16 protein-coding genes, 1 tRNA gene and 2 pseudogenes are annotated in these 18984 nt (G+C 72.5%); 15 read left to right on the top strand and 4 right to left on the bottom strand.

Going from position 1 to position 18984, the window contains the following annotated elements:
- Positions 1 to 65 precede the first annotated feature (65 nt).
- A complete protein-coding gene (locus F1C76_15980; GenBank protein QNG37880.1) occupies positions 66 to 776 on the top strand; it encodes a TetR/AcrR family transcriptional regulator in 711 nt (236 codons plus the stop codon).
- Between the two features lie 151 nt (positions 777 to 927).
- Here F1C76_15980 and F1C76_15975 read toward each other — a convergent pair whose 3' ends face one another.
- Positions 928 to 1782 (bottom strand): GntR family transcriptional regulator, encoded by an 855-nt coding sequence (locus tag F1C76_15975; protein ID QNG37879.1) that lies wholly within the window; start codon positions 1780 to 1782, stop codon positions 928 to 930.
- Between F1C76_15975 and F1C76_15970 the strand changes: the two genes are divergently transcribed.
- The 13 genes and pseudogenes from F1C76_15970 (at position 1751) to F1C76_15910 (ending at position 16187) form a co-directional block, all read left to right on the top strand.
- The gene (locus F1C76_15970; GenBank protein QNG37878.1) at positions 1751 to 2275 is read left to right on the top strand and encodes a nuclear transport factor 2 family protein; all 525 of its coding nucleotides are present in this window, start codon (positions 1751 to 1753) and stop codon (positions 2273 to 2275) included. The two genes, F1C76_15975 and F1C76_15970, sit on opposite strands and share 32 nt — an antisense overlap.
- A gap of 2 nt (positions 2276 to 2277) precedes the next feature.
- Positions 2278 to 4482 carry a CocE/NonD family hydrolase gene (locus tag F1C76_15965; protein QNG37877.1) on the top strand — a complete coding sequence of 735 codons (2205 nt, stop codon included), beginning with the start codon at positions 2278 to 2280 and terminating at the stop codon, positions 4480 to 4482.
- Positions 4479 to 5768 carry a hypothetical protein gene (locus tag F1C76_15960; GenBank protein QNG37876.1) on the top strand — a complete coding sequence of 430 codons (1290 nt, stop codon included), beginning with the start codon at positions 4479 to 4481 and terminating at the stop codon, positions 5766 to 5768. Before F1C76_15965 ends, F1C76_15960 begins: the two co-directional genes overlap by 4 nt.
- A 69-nt stretch (positions 5769 to 5837) precedes the next feature.
- On the top strand, positions 5838 to 6770 hold the full coding sequence (locus tag F1C76_15955; protein QNG37875.1) for a zinc-binding alcohol dehydrogenase family protein: 933 nt from the start codon (positions 5838 to 5840) through the stop codon (positions 6768 to 6770).
- A complete protein-coding gene (locus F1C76_15950; GenBank protein ID QNG39300.1) occupies positions 6614 to 8317 on the top strand; it encodes a bifunctional 3-(3-hydroxy-phenyl)propionate/3-hydroxycinnamic acid hydroxylase in 1704 nt (567 codons plus the stop codon). Before F1C76_15955 ends, F1C76_15950 begins: the two co-directional genes overlap by 157 nt.
- Positions 8314 to 9462 (top strand): flavin reductase, encoded by a 1149-nt coding sequence (locus F1C76_15945; protein ID QNG37874.1) that lies wholly within the window; start codon positions 8314 to 8316, stop codon positions 9460 to 9462. The genes F1C76_15950 and F1C76_15945 overlap by 4 nt, the downstream gene beginning before the upstream one ends.
- 10 nt (positions 9463 to 9472) lie before the next feature.
- Positions 9473 to 9811, top strand: coding sequence for a cupin domain-containing protein (locus tag F1C76_15940; protein QNG39299.1), 339 nt, complete (start codon positions 9473 to 9475; stop codon positions 9809 to 9811).
- Positions 9808 to 10923 (top strand): DUF3500 domain-containing protein, encoded by a 1116-nt coding sequence (locus F1C76_15935; GenBank protein ID QNG37873.1) that lies wholly within the window; start codon positions 9808 to 9810, stop codon positions 10921 to 10923. The genes F1C76_15940 and F1C76_15935 overlap by 4 nt, the downstream gene beginning before the upstream one ends.
- Positions 10923 to 11801 (top strand): fumarylacetoacetate hydrolase family protein, encoded by an 879-nt coding sequence (locus F1C76_15930; GenBank protein QNG37872.1) that lies wholly within the window; start codon positions 10923 to 10925, stop codon positions 11799 to 11801. Before F1C76_15935 ends, F1C76_15930 begins: the two co-directional genes overlap by 1 nt.
- Positions 11798 to 13546, top strand: coding sequence for a CocE/NonD family hydrolase (locus tag F1C76_15925; GenBank protein QNG37871.1), 1749 nt, complete (start codon positions 11798 to 11800; stop codon positions 13544 to 13546). The genes F1C76_15930 and F1C76_15925 overlap by 4 nt, the downstream gene beginning before the upstream one ends.
- Before the next feature lie 699 nt (positions 13547 to 14245).
- The gene (locus F1C76_15920) at positions 14246 to 14434 is read left to right on the top strand and encodes a hypothetical protein (protein ID QNG39298.1); all 189 of its coding nucleotides are present in this window, start codon (positions 14246 to 14248) and stop codon (positions 14432 to 14434) included.
- Between the two features lie 375 nt (positions 14435 to 14809).
- Positions 14810 to 15070, top strand: a complete 261-nt coding sequence (locus F1C76_15915) for a helix-turn-helix domain-containing protein (protein ID QNG39297.1) — start codon at positions 14810 to 14812, stop codon at positions 15068 to 15070.
- A 289-nt stretch (positions 15071 to 15359) separates the two neighbouring features.
- Positions 15360 to 16187 (top strand): annotated as a pseudogene (locus F1C76_15910) (site-specific integrase).
- Between the two features lie 137 nt (positions 16188 to 16324).
- On the opposite strand, the gene F1C76_15905 reads toward F1C76_15910, so the two are convergent.
- Positions 16325 to 16397: transfer RNA gene (locus F1C76_15905), tRNA-Ala, on the bottom strand.
- A 396-nt stretch (positions 16398 to 16793) separates the two neighbouring features.
- Between F1C76_15905 and F1C76_15900 the strand changes: the two are divergent.
- Positions 16794 to 16880, top strand: a pseudogene (locus F1C76_15900) (mismatch-specific DNA-glycosylase).
- A 255-nt stretch (positions 16881 to 17135) separates the two neighbouring features.
- Here the strand turns inward: F1C76_15900 and F1C76_15895 are convergent.
- Both F1C76_15895 and F1C76_15890 read right to left on the bottom strand, forming a co-directional pair.
- On the bottom strand, positions 17136 to 17732 hold the full coding sequence (locus F1C76_15895; GenBank protein ID QNG37870.1) for a class F sortase: 597 nt from the start codon (positions 17730 to 17732) through the stop codon (positions 17136 to 17138).
- Positions 17729 to 18910 carry a DUF3494 domain-containing protein gene (locus tag F1C76_15890; GenBank protein QNG37869.1) on the bottom strand — a complete coding sequence of 394 codons (1182 nt, stop codon included), beginning with the start codon at positions 18908 to 18910 and terminating at the stop codon, positions 17729 to 17731. Before F1C76_15890 ends, F1C76_15895 begins: the two co-directional genes overlap by 4 nt.
- Positions 18911 to 18984 lie beyond the last annotated feature (74 nt).

Below are 18984 nucleotides of genomic sequence, written 5' to 3'. Positions count from 1 at the left end.
ATCGAACGACGTTCGAGAACCGAACGCGGTTCGAAGACTAGAACGCCGTTCGATAGAGTGCAAGCATGACGGACCCCACAGCTGGACCCGCCCGGTCACGCGGGTCGCGTCGCCGGGTGACCCACTCCCTGGACGCCGTGCTGGCCGAGGCCATCGCCCTCCTCGACGAGGGCGGCGAGCCAGCCCTGACCTTCCGGGCGCTCGCGACCCGCCTGGGCGGTGGCGTGGCCAGCATCTACTGGTACGTGGCCAGCCGCGATGAGCTGCTGGACCGGGCCACCGACCAGATCATGGGTCGCCTGCTCGACGATTCAGCGGACCTCGGTACGGGGCCGGACCCGGTGGAGAACCTGCGGGCGCTCTCCCTCGCCCTGTTCGAGGAGATGCGCCGGCGGCCGTGGTTCGGCTCCTACATGCTCCGCAACACCGGACTGCAACCGAACTCGATGTCGATGTTCGACCGGCTGGGACAGCAGGTGATGCGCCTGGACCTCACGCCCAGACAGCGGTTCCACGCCGTGTCGTCACTGGTGAGCTACGTGGTCGGGGTGGCGGCGGACATGGCGCAGCCACCACCCCCGGAGTTCCTCGACAGCGGCCTGGAACCCACGGAGTTCCTGGCGATGTACGCCGACCGGTGGCGGGCCCTCGACCCCGACGAGTACCCCTTCGCCCACCACGTCGCCGACGAGTTCGCCGCCCACGACGACGAGGACGTCTTCCGCTCCGGACTCGACCTGCTCCTCGCCGGCATCCAGGTCCGGGCCCGGACGTGATGGACGAGCAGCCCCGGGCCAGCAGGCGAGCCTCCAGGCAGGTACCGCGGAAGACCGTCCAGGCCTGATGACTGGCTCGTAGGGACGCGTCCACGCGGTCCAGACCGCGGGTGTGGCGGAGCAGGGCGTCCTGGGAGGGTGGACCGGGGGCTCAGCGAGGTGAGCCGACGCTGACCTCGCTGGTCATGACCGACGGCCAGCGGACGACGGCTTGGAGCACGGCCTGGTGCACCTCGCGGATGTGGCGCCGCGCGTGCTCGGCGGCGCGGTCCGGATCGCGCTCGACGAGCACCTCGCGAACCCAGTGCTGGGTGGGCACGGAGTCGGCGGGTTCGGCGGAGGTGAGGCGCAGCGCCCGGATGCGGCTCATGTCGCCCATGAGCCGCTGGTGCAGCGCGATCATGTAGCTGTTCCCGGTCGCCTCGGCCAGCGCGGTGAAGGTCCCGGTGACGACATCGATGTCCTGGGCCGCCGACGTTCGGTCCAGGTCGTCGAACGCCGCTCGGGCGTCGGCGATCTGCTCCTCGGTGGCGCGCTGCAACCCCAGCCGGATCAGCTCGGGCCCGACGATCTCCCACAGCACGAACAGGTCGTCGATCGACTTGGGCGTCAACGGCGCCACCTGGTAGCCCCGCCGCGGCACCGTGCGGATCAGGCCCTCGTGGTCCAGCCGGGTCAGCGCATCGCGCAGCGGGGCGAAGCTGAACCCGAAGTCGGCGGCCAGCCCCTTCTCCGTCAGGCGCTGCCCGGGGGCGAGCCGGCAGGCGATGATCTCGGCCCGCAGCCGCTGGTAGGCGGCCTCGTTCAGCGAGATGCGTGGCTCGGTCGCCTCGCTCACGGACATCCCCTCAGCTCTCGTCAGCGCCCCAGAAATTCTCCGGGGAGTGGTGCTTGACACACATCCTACCGGGGCTCCAACATGACACCACCGCATCGGAGACATTTCACCGATCGCCAGTGAATGGAGCAGCACCGTGGCTGACCACGACGACAAGACCGCGATCATCCAGTTGTTGAACCTGTACGGGTTCGCCCTCGACGCGCACGCCTGGGACCTGTTCGACCAGGTCTTCGCCGAGGACGTGGTGGCCGAGTTCGGCCCCGCAGGCAACGCCTGGGTGGGCCTGGAGGAGTTCAAGCGCTCCTTCGCCGAGTTCCACGCCACCCTGGACAGCCACCAGCACACGATGATGGGCCAGCTGGTCCACGTCGACGGCGACACCGCCAACGCCTTCGCCTACGGCAACTGGCTGCTCATCCGCAACGACGCCGAGGACGGCGCCACCTGGACCGGCACCGGCTGGTACGACGACGAGCTCGTGCGTACCGCGGACGGCTGGCGGATCAAGCACCGGGTCTGCCGCCTGCAGGGCTGGACCGGCAACCCCTTCGTGCCCGTGCCCAACGCCGAGCACCGCCCCGACATGCAGCTCAACGTGCTCAAGGAGCACGCCGAGGCCGGCAAGGTCGCCTACCTCACCGCGGTCCGGGGCAAGTAGCCGTGGCCGACGTCCGCACCGGAGTGCTCGCCGGCCCCACCGCCGGCCTTAAGTTCCAGACCGCCACCTGCAGCGGGGTCACCGACGAGCGCGGCCGGTTCGAGTTCGCCGAGGGCGAGGTCGTGTCCTTCCTGCTGGGTGACGTCGTGCTCGGCACAGCACCCGGTGCGGACGTCGTCACCCTCGCCCACCTGGTGCACCGGGTCGACGGCCGCATCGACAAGCTGCACGACCCCGCCGTGACCAACCTGGCCCGGCTGGTGCAGACCCTGGACGCCGACGGCGACGTCGAGTCCGGCGTCACCATCGCCCCCGAGGTGCACGACCTGGTCCAGGCACGGTTCATCGCGTTCGAACAGCCCGAGGCCGCCTTTGCTGCCGACGCCGTCGTCACCGGGCTGCTGGACACCCTGGACCGGGCGCTCCGCTCCCCCGAGGCCGCCCGCAACCAGCTGCGCCGCGAGCTGCGCGGCATCGTCAAGACCACCGACGTGCAGATCCCGCTGCGCGACGGCTCCTTCGTCTACGCCGACGTCTTCCGTCCCGCCGCGGACGGCGCGTACCCGGTGATCCTGAACAAGGGCTTCTACGGCAAGGCCTTCGACCACGACTGCATCGGCGACGACGAGCAGGCGCAGGCCAAGGAGGTGCTGGAGGACCTCTTCTTCTCCGGCAACTCGCGCGGCCAGCAGTACGAGAACCACGAGAGCGTCGACTCCGCGGTCTGGGTGCCCGAGGGCTACGTGTGCATCCGGGTCGACAGCCGCGGCGTCGGCCGCAGCCCCGGCCGGCAGGCCCCCTTCAGCGTGCAGCAGTCCGAGGACTACTACGACGCGATCGAGTGGGCCGGCACCCAGCTCTGGTCCAACGGCAACGTGGGCCTCTGGGGCATGTCCTACCTGGCCATGACCCAGCACATGGTCGCCAGCCTCCAGCCCCCGCACCTGAAGGCCATGGTCGCCATCGGCACCGACGCCGACCTCTACAACGAGGCCACCTACGGCGGCGGCCTGTTCGGGATCGGCTTCTGGGACTGGTGGTGGAAGACCATGTCCGGGCACAACTTCGTCGGCACCGAGCGCCCCCAGACCGACTGGATGGCCCAGCTCCGCGCGACGCCGTTCAACGACCCGGCCGCCTACGGCCCGCAGGGCACGATCTTCATGCGCCCGGAGCTGGAGAAGGCCACCGCGCCGGTCTGGGTCGTCGGCCCGCAGACCGGCGTCACCATCCACCAGCTGGGCAGCAGCGAGACCTACATCCACTCCACGGGTGCTGAGGCCAAGCGCTTCGACTTCGTCGACGCCTGGTTCCCGGGCAGCTACAAGCAGTCCTCGATCGCCGACCACCAGGCGTTCTTCGACCACTGGCTCAAGGGCACCGACAACGGCGTCATGGACGCCCCGCCCGTGCGGGTGCAGGTCCGGGCCGGCAACGGCACGCACCTGGTGCTGCACGAGCAGGAGTGGCCGATCGCCCGCACCCAGTACCGGCGCTGGTACCTCGACGCGAGCCCCACCGACTGGACCGGCGACGCCAACCGCACCGACCTGCTGCGGATCGTCGAGGAGGTCCCGACCGCGGAGACGAGCGCGGATTACGCCGCCGACCTGGACCTGGGCATGCCCATCCCGGCCCCGATCGGCTACGTCGGCGGCACCCCCCGCTGGTCCACCGGGGTCTCCTTCATCAGCGACCCGCTGATGGAGGACCTCACCTTGGCCGGCTACATGAAGGCCGGGCTGTGGGTGTCCTCCACCAGCACCGACATGGACGTGTTCGTGTCGCTGCGGGTGATCGACGCCCACGACCGCGAGGTCCGCTACGAGTCCGTCGTCCTGCCGATCGACCCCAACCACGTCCACCCGGTCGGGCACGGCCCGCTCAAGGTCTCCCGCCGCGCCCTGGACCCCGAGCGGACCACCGACTACTGGCCCGTGCCCTCGCACGCCGAGGCCGATGCCCAGCCGCTGGAGCCCGGCGAGCCGGTCTTCGTCGAGGTCGGGCTCTACCCCAGCACCGCGCTGGTCCGGGCCGGCTCCCGGCTGCGCATCGACGTCCAGCCCTACACCCCGTCCGGCATCCCGGTCCGCGAGTACGACGAGAGCTACCACGCCGGCGCCCGCAACACGGTCTACACGGGGCCCGACCACCCCAGCTACGTGCAGCTGCCCGTCATCCCCGCGACCTCCGGAGACACCCAGTGACCCTCACCCTCGACGCCCCGACAGCGGCAGACAAGCCCGCGCGCCTGGCCCAGATCCTCGAGCAGGTGCGCGAGTTCGGCCCGGCGCTGCGGGCCGGCGCCCTGGCCGCGGAGAAGGCCGGCCGGCACTCCGACGAGACCATCGCCGCCCTCGACGCGGCCGGGGTCTTCGCCATCGCCAGCCCCGCGGAGTACGGCGGCGACGAGCTGACCGTCCGCCAGCAGCTGGACGTCGTCAGCACCGTCGCTGAGTACGACGGCTCGGCCGGGTGGACCGTGTGGGTGGCCGCCTCCACCAACTGGCTGCCGGCCGGCTGCGGCCCGCAGGTGGTCGAGGAGGTCTACGGGCACGACTGGGTCGGCCCGCGCGTCGCCGGCTCCAGCCACTTCCCCGCCTCCAAGGGCCGCGCCACCCGCACCGAGGGTGGGTGGCTCATCACCGGCGGCCCGTGGACGTTCGGCAGCGACGCCCTCTGGGCGCCCTACACCAACCTGGGCTGCATCGCCGACGACGGTGACGGGAAGTACCTGGTCGGCGTCCAGGTCCCCCGCGACCAGCTGCGGTTCCTCGACGACTGGAACGTCGCCGGCATGCGCGCCACCGGCAGCGTCTCCATCGAGCTGCCCGGCGACGAGCTCTTCGTCCCCGACCACCGGGTCACCGACTTCCGCCTGGTCACCTCCCAGAGCATCGACCACGGCCTGGCCGGGTCGCTGTGGAAGGTGCCGTCGCTGGGCTGGGCGTTCAGCCTGATGGCCGGCATGAGCATCGGCATCGCCCGGGGCGCCCTGGACCGCTTCGTCGAGCGCTCGGCCGGCCGGCCGATCCGCGGCACCACGTACAAGAACCAGCTCGAGGCGCCGCTGACCCACCTGATGCTCACCGAGGTGCACAGCAAGATCCGCTCGGCCGAGCTGATGGCCCGGGCCAACGCCGAGGAGACCGACCGCCTCGGCCGGCTGAACGCGGCCGGCACCCCGGAGAGCCCGGAGTACATGCAGCACTTCAGCGCCCGGGTGCTGGCCGAGACCGCCTACGCCGCCAAGTGGTGCGCCGAGGCGATCGAGCTGCTGCAGCGCAACTCCGGCTCCACCGCGATCATGGACTTCGAGCCCATCCAGCGTTCGTGGCGCGACGCCCGGATCATCACCCTGCACGGTGCCCTGAACCTCGAGGCGCTGTCGGAGAACTACGGCCGCCTGATGGCCGGCATCCAGCCGCACGCCTTCGCCGGCATCACCACCCTGGACCGGTTCGCCCCCGCGCCGGTGCAGAAGGCCGGCTGAGCCGACGTGGGTGCACCTCGAGCAGCGACGATCGACGCCCCGGGGGCACCGCCCCGGGTGGGACCGCTGATGCTTCCCCCGCGCCGGGCCGGGACGACGCTGCTCGAGGTGCTCGCCGCACCGCTGAACCCGCTGGACCTGCTCATCGCCTCCGGCGGGTTCCACTCCGCCCGGCACGAGCAGCCCTACGTCCCGGGCAGCGAGTGCGTCGGCGTCGTCGTCGAGTCCGACCGTCACGCGCCAGGCACCCGGGTGTATGCCGAGGTGCACGCCTCGCCGTCGACCCCGGGATCGCTGGCCACCCAGGTGCTGGTGCCCGACGACGACGTCCTCCCCCTCCCCGACGGGGTGGACCCCGTGCTGGCCGCCGCGGTCGGCAACTCGGGCACCGCCGCCTACCTGCCGCTGGTCACCGAGGCCCGGCTGCAGCCCCGGGAGGCCGTGCTCGTGCTGGGTGCCACCGGCGCCGTCGGCCAGCTCGCCGTCCAGATCGCCCGGCGCCTGGGCGCCGGGCGGGTGGTCGGCGTGGGGCGCAGCACCACCGCTCTCCACCGGGTCCAGGAGCTCGGCGCCGACGCCGTCGTCGAGCTCCTCCCCGGGGAGAGCCGCGACGACATGGCCGCCCGGTTGGGCGGGCCCTTCGACGTCGTCCTGGACGGCGTGTATGGGACCCCGCTGGAGGCTGCTCTCCTGGCCTGCGCACCGCGCGCCAGGATCGTGAACATCGGCAACCTCGCCGGACCGACCGCCGAGATCCCCGCGGGCCTGCTGCGCGGCAGGCAGCTCACCCTCACCGGCTTCGCCGGCCTGCACCTCGGTCTCGCCGCCAAGGCCCCGGCACTGACCTGGCTGTGGGCCGCGCTCACGGACGGCCTGCAGGTGCCCACCCGCACCTTCGACCTCGACGAGCTGCCCGCCGCGTGGCAGCAGCAGGCCGACTCGCCGCATGCCAAGTGCGTCGTCCTCCCCAACCCCCACCTGACCGGCAGGAGCCGACCGTGAGTGCACCCCCCACCGACGTCGACGTCCTCGTCGTCGGCGGCGGCCCCGTCGGGCTCCTCACCGGCATCCTGCTCGGCCGGGCCGGGCTGCAGGTCGCCGTCGTTGAGCGCTGGCCGGAGCGATACCCGCTCCCCCGCGCCTGCACCATCGACCACGAGGCGCTGCGCATCCTGCAGGCCGCCGGCGTCATGGCCGACCACGCCGACCTGTTCGAACCCTCGGTCGGTGCGCGCGGTGGCTACCAGTTCCGCAACGGCGAGGGCGAACTGCTCATGGCCATCGACTGGAACCGGCCCGCCGAGTCCGGCTGGGCCAACACCAACGGCTTCCACCAACCCTCCCTGGAGGCGGTGCTGGAGGACCTCGCCGTCACCACCCCCGGGGTGACCGTGCACCGCGGCTGGTCGTTTGCCTCGACCGACCAGGACGACGACGGCGCGACCACGCTGCTGACCGGTGAGCACCCGGTGAGCGTGCGCAGCCGTTGGGTGATCGGCGCCGACGGGGCCAACAGCGCCGTCCGCACGCACCTGGGCATCGAGGTCGGCGACTCCGGATTCGAGGCCGACTGGCTGGTGGTGGACTACCGGCCGCTGGTCGAGCAGGAGTGGGACGCCTTCGTCGTGCAGCACTGCGACCCCCGGCAGCCGGCCACCGCGGTGAAGAGCGGCCCCGGCCGTCGGCGGTTCGAGTTCATGCGCCGGGACGACGTCACTCCCGAGCAGCTGGGCCAGGAGTCGACCGCCTGGGCGCTGATGGCCCCCTTCGGCGTCACCCCCGAGACCGCCGAGCTGGAGCGGCACGCCGTCTACACCTTCCGTGGCCGTTGGGCGCAGACCTGGCGGGTCGGCCGCACCTTCCTGGCCGGGGACGCCGCGCACCTCATGCCGCCGTTCATGGGCCAGGGCCTGTGCGCCGGGCTGCGGGACGCCCGGGCGCTGGCCTGGCGGCTGGCGCTGGTGCACCGCGGGCTGGCCGACCCGGCCGTGCTGGACAGCTACGGCCCCGAACGCGCCGGCCACGTGCGGGAGATCATCGACGAGGCCGTCGCCGCCGGCCGGGTCATCTGCGAGCTCGACCCCGCCCGCGCCGCGGCCCGGGACGCCGAGATGCGCCGGGCACTGGCCGACCCCAGCGACACCAAGGAGCCGCCGCACCCCCGGCTGGGGCACCCCTCGATCACCGTCCCCGGCCAGGACGCCGCTGGCCGGCTCGCCCCGCAGGCCCGGGTCCGGGTGGATGGCGTCACCAGCCTGTTCGACGACATCGTCGGCGGCGACTGGCAGCTGATCGGCCGGGCCACCACGCCCGAGCTGGACGACGACACCGCGGCCTGGTTCGCCGGCCTCGGCGGCACGGTCACCGCCGTCTCCCCCGCCGGTCCCGTCGTCGATGTCGACGGCGCGTACGGGGCCTGGTTCGACGCGCACGACTGCGACGTCGTCCTCGCCCGGCCGGACTTCTACGTCTTCGGCGTCGGCGTCGCTGCCGACGTCCCCGCCCTGCTCACCCAGCTGCGCGTCGCGCTCACGGTGGCCGGGCGATGACGCTGGCCATCGACCCGGCGCTGTTCCGGGAGACCCTCGGCCACTACCCGACCGGCGTCGCGGCGGTCACCGCGATCGCCGACGACGGGCAGCCGGCCGGCATGGTCGTGGGCACCTTCTCCTCGGTGTCCCTGGACCCACCGCTGATCGCCTTCTACCCCACGGCCGGCTCCTACAGCTTCGACCGGGTGCGCAGCGCCCCGGCGTTCTGCGTCAACGTGCTGGCCGCCGACCAGGAGGGCCTGTGCCGGCAGCTGGCCACCGGCGGGGCCGACAAGTTCGCCGGCGTCGACTGGCGACCGGGCCCGTTGGGCTCCCCGGTGCTGACCGGGTCCGTCTCCTGGGTCGAGTGCTCGTTCGAGGACGTCCGGCCCGCCGGTGACCACCTCGTCGTCCTGGGACGGGTGCAGTCCCTGGCCGTCGAGCGCTCCACCCTGCCGCTGCTGTTCTTCCAGGGCGGCTACGGCCGCTTCGCCCCCGGCTCGTTCGTCGCGACCCCCGACCCCGAACTGATCGCCGCCGCCCAGCTGGCCGAGGGCATCCGGCCGGCCGTCGAGGCGCTCAGCGCCGAGCTGGGGGTGAACTGCAGCGTGGTGGCCCGGGTCGGCTGGGACGCCGTCCAGGTGCTGGCCGCCAACCGCAGTGCGGTGGACGAGGCGTTCCCGCTGGGCCACCGTCAGCCGCTCATCCCGCCCTTCGGCGCCGTGTTCTTCGCTGGGGCGCCCGACACCGAGGTCGACGAGTGGCTGGCCCGGGGCCCGGGCACCGGGGTGGGCCACGCCCACCTGGAACGGGTCCGGGAGCGCGGCCACTCGATGCTGCTGGCCGACGCCGAGACCCACCGCCGCCACCGCCAGGCCCTGGACTCCTTTGAGGCCTCCGACCGGCTGCCCCGGCACGAGCGCGCCGTCGCGGCCGCGACGTCCGAGCTGGCCGACCTGTTCTGCCCCGACCTGCACCCGGGCACGCTCTACGACCTGGCCAACATCGTCGTCCCGGTCCTGACCGGGCCCGGTCAGCCGCCGCTGGCGCTGCGGATGACTGGCTTGCCACCGGCGGCCAGCACCGTGCGGATCGGCGCCTGGATCGACCGGCTCACCCAGGTCGCCACCACCACCGCGACCCTCCCGACGAAGGAGCACTGACCCGATGGGCATGCGCATCACCCGACTGACCGACGCCGAGGCGTTCTCCCCGCCCGGGCACACCGGCGTCGGCCCGCTGCGGTTGCAGGGCGGCACCGACACCCCGACCGAGACGGTGACCGTCGTCCTGTCGCACTACCTGCCAGGCGGCGAGGCCGCACTGTCCCCGCAGCCGGTCGAGACCGTGTACGTGCTGGTCAGCGGAGAGCTGACGATGATCGCCGACGGCGAGGAGGCCGTGCTGCGGCCCTACGACTCCGTGCACTTCACCCCCGGTACCGAGCGCGCAGTGGTCAACCGCAGCCAGCTGCCGGCCAGCATGCTCGTCATCCGGCCGGTCGCGTCGTGACCGAGCTGCCGCACCTGCCCGAGCTGCCGGCCGAGCACCAGCCACGACAGGGCGGGTCCTTCGACGCCACCGTGGTCACCTTCGCCGCGATGGGCCTGTTCGACTCCCTCGACGGCGACCAGCGCGCCCAGGTGCTGCTGCCGCACACCGATGCCGGCCGCACGCACTGGAACTTCCTCCCCGAGTCCGGCCGGCACGGCCTGGCCCTGGGTGAGCTGACCCGCGCGCAGGAGGTGCTGGCCCACCGGCTGATCGCCGAGTCGATGTCGCTGCCGGCCTACGCCCGGGTCGTGCAGGTGATGAGCAACGAGCACGTGCTGCGTGAGCTCAACCTGCCGGTGTTCGGCCACGTCGCGGCCACCTTTCGCGACGCCCGCGGCTACTTCCTCTCCTTCTTCGGGCAGCCCCAGCCGGACTCCACCTGGGGCTGGCGGCTGGTCGGGCACCACCTGTCGCTGAACGTGACCGTCGTCGACGGCGACCTGCTCACCGCCACCCCGTTCCTGATGGGCGCCGAGCCTGCCCGCATCGGGCCGTTCCGGATCCTGGGCGAGGAGGAGGACGCAGCTTTCGTGCTGCTGGACTCCCTCACCGGCGCCCAGCGCGGGGAGGCCGTCATCCACACCAAGCCGCCGGCGGACTTCGTCACCCGCACCGTCGCCCGCATCGGCGAGGTCGAGTACCCCGCCCACCACGGGGTCGGCCGCCGCGACGCGATGATCACCGACGAGGACCGGCGGGCGCTGGCCTACTTCCGCGACCACCCCCGCGGGGTGCGGGTCGGGGACCTGTCGGCCACCCAGCGCGCCGGGTTCGACGAGCTGCTGGCCCTCTTCGTGCACCGCGCCCGCCCGGGCCTGGTCGACGTCGAGATGGACCGGATCGCCGCCGCCGGTGGTGTCGAGGAGCTCCGGTTCGCCTGGGCCGGCGGGCTGACGATCGACCAGCCGCACTACTTCCGCATCCAGGGCGGGGCGACGCTGGTGGAGTTCGACAACGCCGAGGACGACGCCAACCACGTGCATAGCGTCTGGCGGTCCCCCTCGCACGACTTCGCCGACGACCTGCTCCTGCAGCACCACCTGGACACCCCCCACGGAGGGCCGCACTGATGGCGATGGTCGGCATCCGTCGCGACGGCGGACCGGTCGAGGTCGCCGGCCTGTCCCCCGACGGCGAGCACGTCACCGTGCTGACCGGGCTGGAGGAGTTCTGGGCCGACGCCCCCGCGTGGCTCGCCCGTACCCCCGACGGCCCCGCGTTGCCGCTGGCGGACGTCGTCCAGGTGCCGCCGGTGCTGCCCGGCGCCCGGGTGCTGTGCATCGGGCTGAACTACCTCAAGCACGTCGCGGAAGGCTCGTTCGCGAACGAGGACCTGCCGCCCTACCCGTCACTGTTCGCTCGCTGGACGGCGTCCCTGTCCGTCAGCGGCGCACCGGTGCCCGTGCCGGCCAACGAGGACGGCGTGGACTGGGAGGGCGAAGTCGTGGCCTACGTCGGCGCCACCCTGGTCGACGCGACCCCGGAGCAGGCGCTGGCCGGCGTCGTCGGCTACTCCACGTTCAACGACCTGACCTCGCGGCGGGCGCAGAAGCTGACCAGCCAGTGGATCCTGGGCAAGAACGGCGACGCCTCGGGGCCGCTGGGTCCGCTGGTGCCCGCCGCCGAGGTCGGCGACCTGCGCGACGGCCTGCACGTGCAGACCCGGGTCAACGGGCAGACCGTGCAGGACGGCAGCACCGCCGAGATGGCCTACACCGTCGGCGACGTCCTGTCCCTGGTCTCGCACACCCTGACGCTGCACCCCGGCGACCTGCTGGCCACCGGCACGCCGTCCGGCGTCGGCTACGCCCGAACGCCCCCCTGGCTGCTGCACCCCGGCGACGTCGTCGAGGTCGAGGTGGAGCGCCTCGGCGTGCTCACCAACCCCGTCGTCGCCAACGACCACCGCACCACCACCGCCACCGCCGCCCGAGGAGCCCGACGATGAGCACCGACCTGAAGACCTACGTCCCCTCCAGCCCGCTTCCGCCGCCGCGCACCGGCCTGCTGACCGCCTTCGAGCCGGGCACCCGCACGCTGGAAGCCGGCTACCAGGTCGCGCCCATGTTCAAACCGCTGCCGGTGGACGTCGTGTTCGAGAAGGACGTCGCCGTCCAGCTGCGGGACGGCGTGACCATCCACGTCGACGTCTTCCGCCCGGTGACCACCGAGCCGGTGCCGGTGATCGTGTGCTGGAGCCCGTACGGCAAGGGCCAGGGCACCTCGGTCAGCGTGATGGGCGTCTTCGGCCTGGTGGGCCTGCAGAACAGCGCAGTGTCCGGCCTGGAGAAGTTCGAGGCCCCGGACCCGGCCTACTGGTGCGCGCAGGGCTACGCGATCTGCAACCCCGACATCCGCGGGGTGGTGGACTCCGAAGGCGACAGCGTGCTCTGGGACCGCCAGGAGGGCCTCGACTGCTACGACCTGGTCGAGTGGCTGGCCGAGCAGGAGTGGTGCGACGGCAAGGTCGGCATGAGCGGCACCTCCTACCTCGCCGTCGCTCAGTGGTTCACCGCTGCTGAGCAGCCCCCGCACCTGGTTGCGATCAACCCGTGGGAGGGCGTCAGCGACGTCTACCGCGACCTGGTGCTGCGCGGCGGCATGCCCGACACCGGGTTCGCCCAGCAGCTTCAGGACGGCAGCTTCTTCGGCAAGAACCAGAAGGAGGACATCCTCGGCGAGGTCGAGGCGCACCCGCTGTTCGACGAGCTGTGGGCCGAGAAGGTCCCGGCGTTCGACCAGATCACCGTGCCCGCCTACGTGGTGGCCAGCTACTCCAACACCCTGCACACCGCCGGCACCTTCCGCGCCTGGCGCCGGATGGCCTCGGCCGACAGGTGGCTGCGCGTGCACAACACCCAGGAGTGGCCCGACTACTACGACGAGGCCAACGTCGAGGACCTGCGCCGGTTCTTCGACCGGTACCTCAAGGGCGTCGACAACGACTGGGAGCAGACCCCGCGGGTGCGCTACTCCGTGCTGGACCTGCAGGGCGGCGACCAGGTGGGCGTGCCGGCTTCGGAGTTCCCGCCCGCCGACGTCACGAACACGAAGTTCTTCCTCGACGCCCGCACCCGCAGCCTCTCCACGACGGCCCCGGCCGACGCCGCCGAGGCCGGGTACCTGTCCACCGGCAACCCGGCTGCAGTCTCCTTCCTACACCGGTTCGCCGAGGACACCGTGCTGGTCGGCTACCCCAAGGCCCACCTGTGGGTCGAGGCCCGCGGCAGCGACGACCTGGACCTGTTCGTGCTGGTGCAGAAGCTCGATGCGCACGGCACCCCGCTGCAGGCGTTCACCGTGCCCAACCAGAGCGCGATGGCCCACGACCTCACCGACCACGGCGCCACGATCCTGAAGTACAAGGGGTCCGACGGACGGCTGCGGGTCTCCGCCCGCCACCTGGACGCCGAGCTGTCCACCGAGGACGTCCCGGCGCACACCTTCGACCGGGTCGAGAAGCTGTCCGCTGGAGAGGTCGTCGACGTCCAGATCGACCTCATGCCGCTGGGCCTGTCGTTCACCGCCGGCCAGCAGCTGCGGTTCGTCGTCAGCGGCAAGAACCTCCTCGGCACCCTGATGCCCGGCATCCGGGAGTACGAGCCGGCCAACGCCGGTCAGCACGTCATCCACACCGGCGGGGACCGGGCGTCGTACCTGCAGCTGCCGCTGCAGACGCATCCTCAGCCGTAGAGGCTCACCCGCCTGGCGGCCCGCACCGGCGAGTGCGGGCCGCGAGGTGGGCCGCACGACGTGGCGTGGAGCTCGCCGGGGAGCAGTGGAGCGCGGCTCTGGTCCCGCGGTCAGCCCGAGAACGTCGAGCAGGTGGGGACCACACGGCGGCCTGACGGGCGGCCGGGGTGACGTGGGGAGGGAGGGGCGGAGGACCCCCTCCAGACAGCGTCTCAGCGAGCTTCGACGGCACCTGCGCAGGACCACCTCCCCCGTCCCCTGACGACAGGCAACCCGGATCGGACGAAGACCCGACCGACCAGAACCAGCATCGACACACCTCATGCACCACGGGTGACAACGACTCGTCGTGACAGGTGACCGGGCTCTCTGGCACCCCCTCCTTGCATGCCGAGTCCCTACGCCCGTCGTCAGCAGGAACGCCGTCGCGAGCGGGAGAAGAGGCGCCGCACCGAGCCGCCCAGGCCAGAGACGAGCGAGGCCCCCACAAGCCCACGCGTCGCCGATCAAGCCCTCCCAGCCGCGAGCCGGCGCGCGGCGGCCGCGACGTGCGGGTGGTGCACCGGGCCCATCACACCCAAGTCACGGGGACCCGTGCCGACGTGGTGCTCGGCGGCCTGCCGTCAACGAGCCTGGGAGCAACGGCGTGCCGCCGCCTCCGGGTTGAGCGCCGTCACGGTCGTCGAGCGGGTCGTCGAGGTGCCGGCGCAAGCCACGGCCTCACCCGCGACAGGTCGCCAGGACTGGCCGGCCCTGCTCGGCGAGCTCACCCGTCAGCTCGACCGGGGGCTGGTGTACGACCGGCACCTGGCCGAGATCTCCGCCGTGGTGCGTGGGCTCCACGCAGCCCTCGAGCGTCGGAGGGGCGCCTCCAAGCGACGCTGGTGAACGCACATGACGCACGCACCCTGGTCTGCGCCGACCGGTGCGAAGAACGGGGACAGGCGGGCGACAGAACCATTCAGAGCCCCTCCAGCCCAGCGCGTGATCGTTCGGGTAGGGCCACGCCACACCATCGCTGGCAGTGCCAGCGGGGTGACGTCAGGAGTCCGGGGGTGACAGAGCCCGTCAGGAACGTCACCCCCTCGACGTGCTGGCACCGGGCCGTTCGCCACCGTTCCCTGCGGCCCTCCGCCGCACGGAACGTCGTCAGCAGGACGTGGGCAACGGCGCCTCTTGCCGAACACGGAGCAACTGCCGAACGAGGAGGACGCCGTGCACCCAGATCCCGAACGGTCGGTCGACGTGAGCGGCGAGAGGTTGCTGCTGACCGCGGAGGAAGCGGCCGACGTCCTCTGCATCGGGCGCACCACGGTCTACGCCCTCATGAAGGAGGGTCGGCTGCGTCCGGTGCACATCGGCCGCAGCTGCCGGATCACCCGGGCTGAGCTCGAGCGCTTCGTCCGCCGCCTGGACACTCCCCCGACCACCGCTCAACAGCCATCCGCCTCGCGTGGGCGCCCTCTTGTGGACCAGCCCGCCCTGTTCACAGCGCCCACTGGCCTCCCGGCCGCGGGCTGCTGAACACTGCCCAGACCGACGACGGGACCACGTGATGGCGAGCAGGGCAGCGAACGGCGAGTCGACGATCTACAAGTCCGCGGACGGGCGGTGGCACGGCTACATCTCGGTCGGCTTCACCGCGGCCGGCAAGCTCGACCGCCGGCACGTCACCGGCAAGACCCGCGCGGTCGTCGTGACGAAGGTGCGCGAGCTCGAGCGGCAGCGTGCGGCCGGCACCGTCGGGGCTGTCTCCACCCCGACCGTCGCCGAGTGGCTGGAGCACTGGCTCACCACCATCGCGCCGCGCCGGGTGCGCCAGCGCACGCTGGAGAGCTACGAGTCCGCCGTCCGCAAGCACCTGATCCCCGGGCTCGGCCGGCACCGATTGGACCGGTTGCGCCCCGAGCACCTGGACGAGCTGTACACCGCGAAGCTCGCTGCGGACTACTCCCCCGCCACCGTCCTCCGCCAGCACCGCATCCTGTCGCGCGCGCTCACGGTCGCCCTGCAGCGCGGGCACGTCCCCCGCAACGTCGCCACCCTCGTCGACCCGCCCGCCCAGAAGCAGAGCGACATCGCCACCGCTCTGGACCTCGACGAGGCGCGCGCCGTCCTCACCGCCGCCCGACACGTCCGGAACTCCGCCCGATGGACCGTGGCCCTCGCGCTGGGCCTGCGGCAGTCCGAGGCGTTGGCCCTGCAGTGGAAGGACATCGACCTGCTCACCGGCACCCTCACGGTGCGGCGCAGCATCCACCGGGTCCGGGGCGGCCTGGTCTACGAGGAGCCCAAGACCCGGCGCAGCCAGCGCACCCTGGCGCTGCCCCTCCCGCTGGTCGCCGACCTGGGCATGCACAAGGCAGCCCAGTTGGGCGTGCAGATGCTGGCCGGCTCCGAGTGGCACGAGGAAGACCTGGTCTTCGCGCAGGCCAACGGCCGGCCGATCGACAAGAAGGTCGACTACGACGACTGGACCCGGCTGCTGCAGTCCGCCGGCGTCCGCCACGTCCGGCTGCACGACGGCCGGCACACCGCGGCCACCCTGCTGCTGAGCGAGAACGTGCACCCGCGGGTGGTCATGGAACTGCTCGGCCACAGCCAGATGCGCACCACGATGGACATCTACAGCCACGTCATGCCGGCCCTGGCGAGAGAGGCCGCCGACCGGATGAGCGGCCTCCTGATGCCCGGCCGAGTGGAGCCAACTGCAACCACAACTGCAACCAGAGACGACTCAGGCCGTCCTCCGGATGGAGAACGGCCTGGTCATTCGGGTGGAGCTGAGGGGACTCGAACCCCTGACCCCCACACTGCCAGTGTGGTGCGCTACCAGCTGCGCCACAGCCCCTTGCCGACCCGGTCTGGTGCGTCCGAGCCGTCACCAACCATACAGTCCCCGCGGCGTCGTCCCCGCGGGGGGTCCCGGCCACCGGCACGTCACCGGGTGACAGCCGAGCGGGCAGGCCCACGGCCTGGACGCCCGCTGAGCTGTCACTCACCGGGACGCGCGGTCCAGGCCCGGGTCGGGCTGCGGGACGGCCGGCGACGGGAGCCGGTGCCGGCCAGACCGCGAGGCGATGGACGACTCGACCTCGACCACCCGTTGGACAGCGACAGCGGTGCTTGCAGTCGCTGTAACGGGAGGGCGGAGGCCTGACGCCGTCGGGTCAGCGCACCCGCATCCGACGGACGAGAGCCCCGACGAGCAGGCCGACCGCGGCCGGCACGGCGACGAGCGCAGCGACCACCGGCGTCACCGCGGCGACGTCCGACCAGCCGGCGCCCGGGACGGCCACCAGCACCGACGTCGCCAGCCCGACGACGACCGCGACGACGGCCCACCGCACGGCGACCGCGGTGAGCCCGGCCCGGCGGCCGTCGAGGAACGCCCAGACCAGGGAGACCGCGGCCAGCACGGTGAAGACCGCGAGCCCGAGACCGAGCCCGTCCTCCGCGCCCACCGGCAGCAACCGGGGCAAGGCGAAGACCAGGGCCAGGACGACGGACCGGAGGAGGACGGAGGAGACCATGCCCTCCACCCTCCCCGGCCCGAGGTCGTGCGCCCTGGGTAGGACTGCTCGGTGTCTCAGCCGACGAGGTCGGCGTAGACGACGACGTCGTCCAGGTAGTCCCCGGTGGCGGCGTCGAAGTCCCCACCGCAGGTGATCAGCCGCAGCCCGGCGTGGTCGAGGTCGCCGTAGACCTCCGCGGTCGGGAAGTCCTCCTTGGCCATCTGGTCGACCTCGACGACCACGAACCGCGCGGTGCTCCCGTCGGCGCGGTCGACCACCACCTCGTCGCCGGCGACCAGCTGGGCGAGGTCGGCGAAGACCCCGGGCTCACCGGCCCAGTCCACGTGCCCGGCGAGCACCGCGGGACCGAGCTCGCCGGGGGTGGGCGCGCCGGTGAACCAGCCGGCCGGGAACCCGTCCGGCGGCACCTCGAGGCTGCCGTCGGCCTGCAGACCGAGGTCCATCAGCTCGGAGTCCACGCCGATCGCCGGCACCTGCACGCGCACCGGTGCCGACGCCGGCAGCACCGGGGACGACGCCGCAGGCGCGACGCTGGTCGCCGAGGGTGCCGCGACCGGCGGGGGCGCCGCCGACGAGCCGCACCCCGCCAGGACCGCTGCGCCCAGGAGGGCGCCGACCAGCCGGGCCCGGCGCCCCCGCAGCGGGGTCACCGGGTGGACGGGGGTCCGGCGGCGCTGCCGTCGCCGGTGTCCACCGAGCCGACCGGGACCGTGCCCACCTGGGAGAAGACCCCCGTGCCGCGGGTGCCGTTCCCGCCGCCGTTGCCGCCCGTGGGGCCGGCTCCGGTCGGGGTGCCCCCGCCCGGGGTCCCGCTCGTGCCGCCGCCGGTCGTACTGCCCGGGGACCCGGGGCCGCCCGCCGGGGTCGTCGTGGGACCGGCCGGGGTCGGGGCCGCCGAGGTCGTGGGGGCCGCCGACGTGGTGACCGGCGCCGAGGACGTCGGCGGGGTGGTCGCACACGCCGGGGCGGTGATCACGTTGGAGTCCAGGGTGACCGCTGCGTTGCGCGCCAGCAGCCGCCCCTGGACGACGGCACCCGTCTGGGCCTCGATCGCGGTGTTCGCGTAGACCGTCCCGACGAAGGTGCTGTTGGTGCCCAGCGTCGCCGAGCTGGTGACCTGCCAGAAGACGTTGCAGGCCTGCGCCCCGCCGATCAGCGTGATGGTGCTGTCCGAGGCGGTGATCAGCGTCGAGCCCGACTGGAACACGAAGACGGCCGTGGGGTCGCCCTGCGCGTCGAGGGTGAGCGGGCCGGTCAGCGACAGTGACGTCGGGTTGGTGTAGACCCCCGGCACGAGGGTGCGGGCGTCCACGTCGGCCAGGTCGGCCGGCACCTGGTCGGCCGGCCCCTGACCCGCGGTGTCCAGGTACGCGACGTCCAGGTCGCTCTGCGCCTGCTGGGCGACACCGTCACCGCCCCGGGCCACGCCGGTCTGCACGATCGTCCCGTTGTCGGTGAGGCTCGCGTCCGGGAAGCTCCCGGTGTCCCCGTTGATCGTGGTCGTGCCGGTGTTGGTGATCCCGGTGGCCGCCAGGACGGCGAACGACTGCGTCGTCCCCTGCGGTACCGCGGTGGCGGCCGCCGCCTCGGCGGTGCCGGCCGTGCTGATCAGTCCGACGGCAGCCAGCAGGATCGTGGAGGCGACCCCGCCGGCGAGCCATGTGGTTCGGGTGGGCTGACGCCCGTGGTCGAGGACCGACGTCATGTCGGCACTCCTGTCTCCGACCCTCGTGGGCCGGTTCGCGTCGTTCACAGAAGACGACGCCGGCGTGGATGCCGAGGCACGAGGGACCTTCGTGGGATCAGCCTGACTCCCTGGCGGTCCCATCCCGGCAGGATCAGCGGCGTGTCGTCACACGAGTGGAGTGATTCCACTCGTCGAGTGACTCTCGGTCCGGCGGC

Source organism: Geodermatophilaceae bacterium NBWT11 (assembly GCA_014218215.1).
Classification (GTDB): Bacteria; Actinomycetota; Actinomycetes; order Mycobacteriales; family Geodermatophilaceae; genus Klenkia.
The sequence above is the reverse complement of the archived record's forward strand: the minus strand, read 5'-3'. Positions and strand labels throughout refer to the sequence as shown.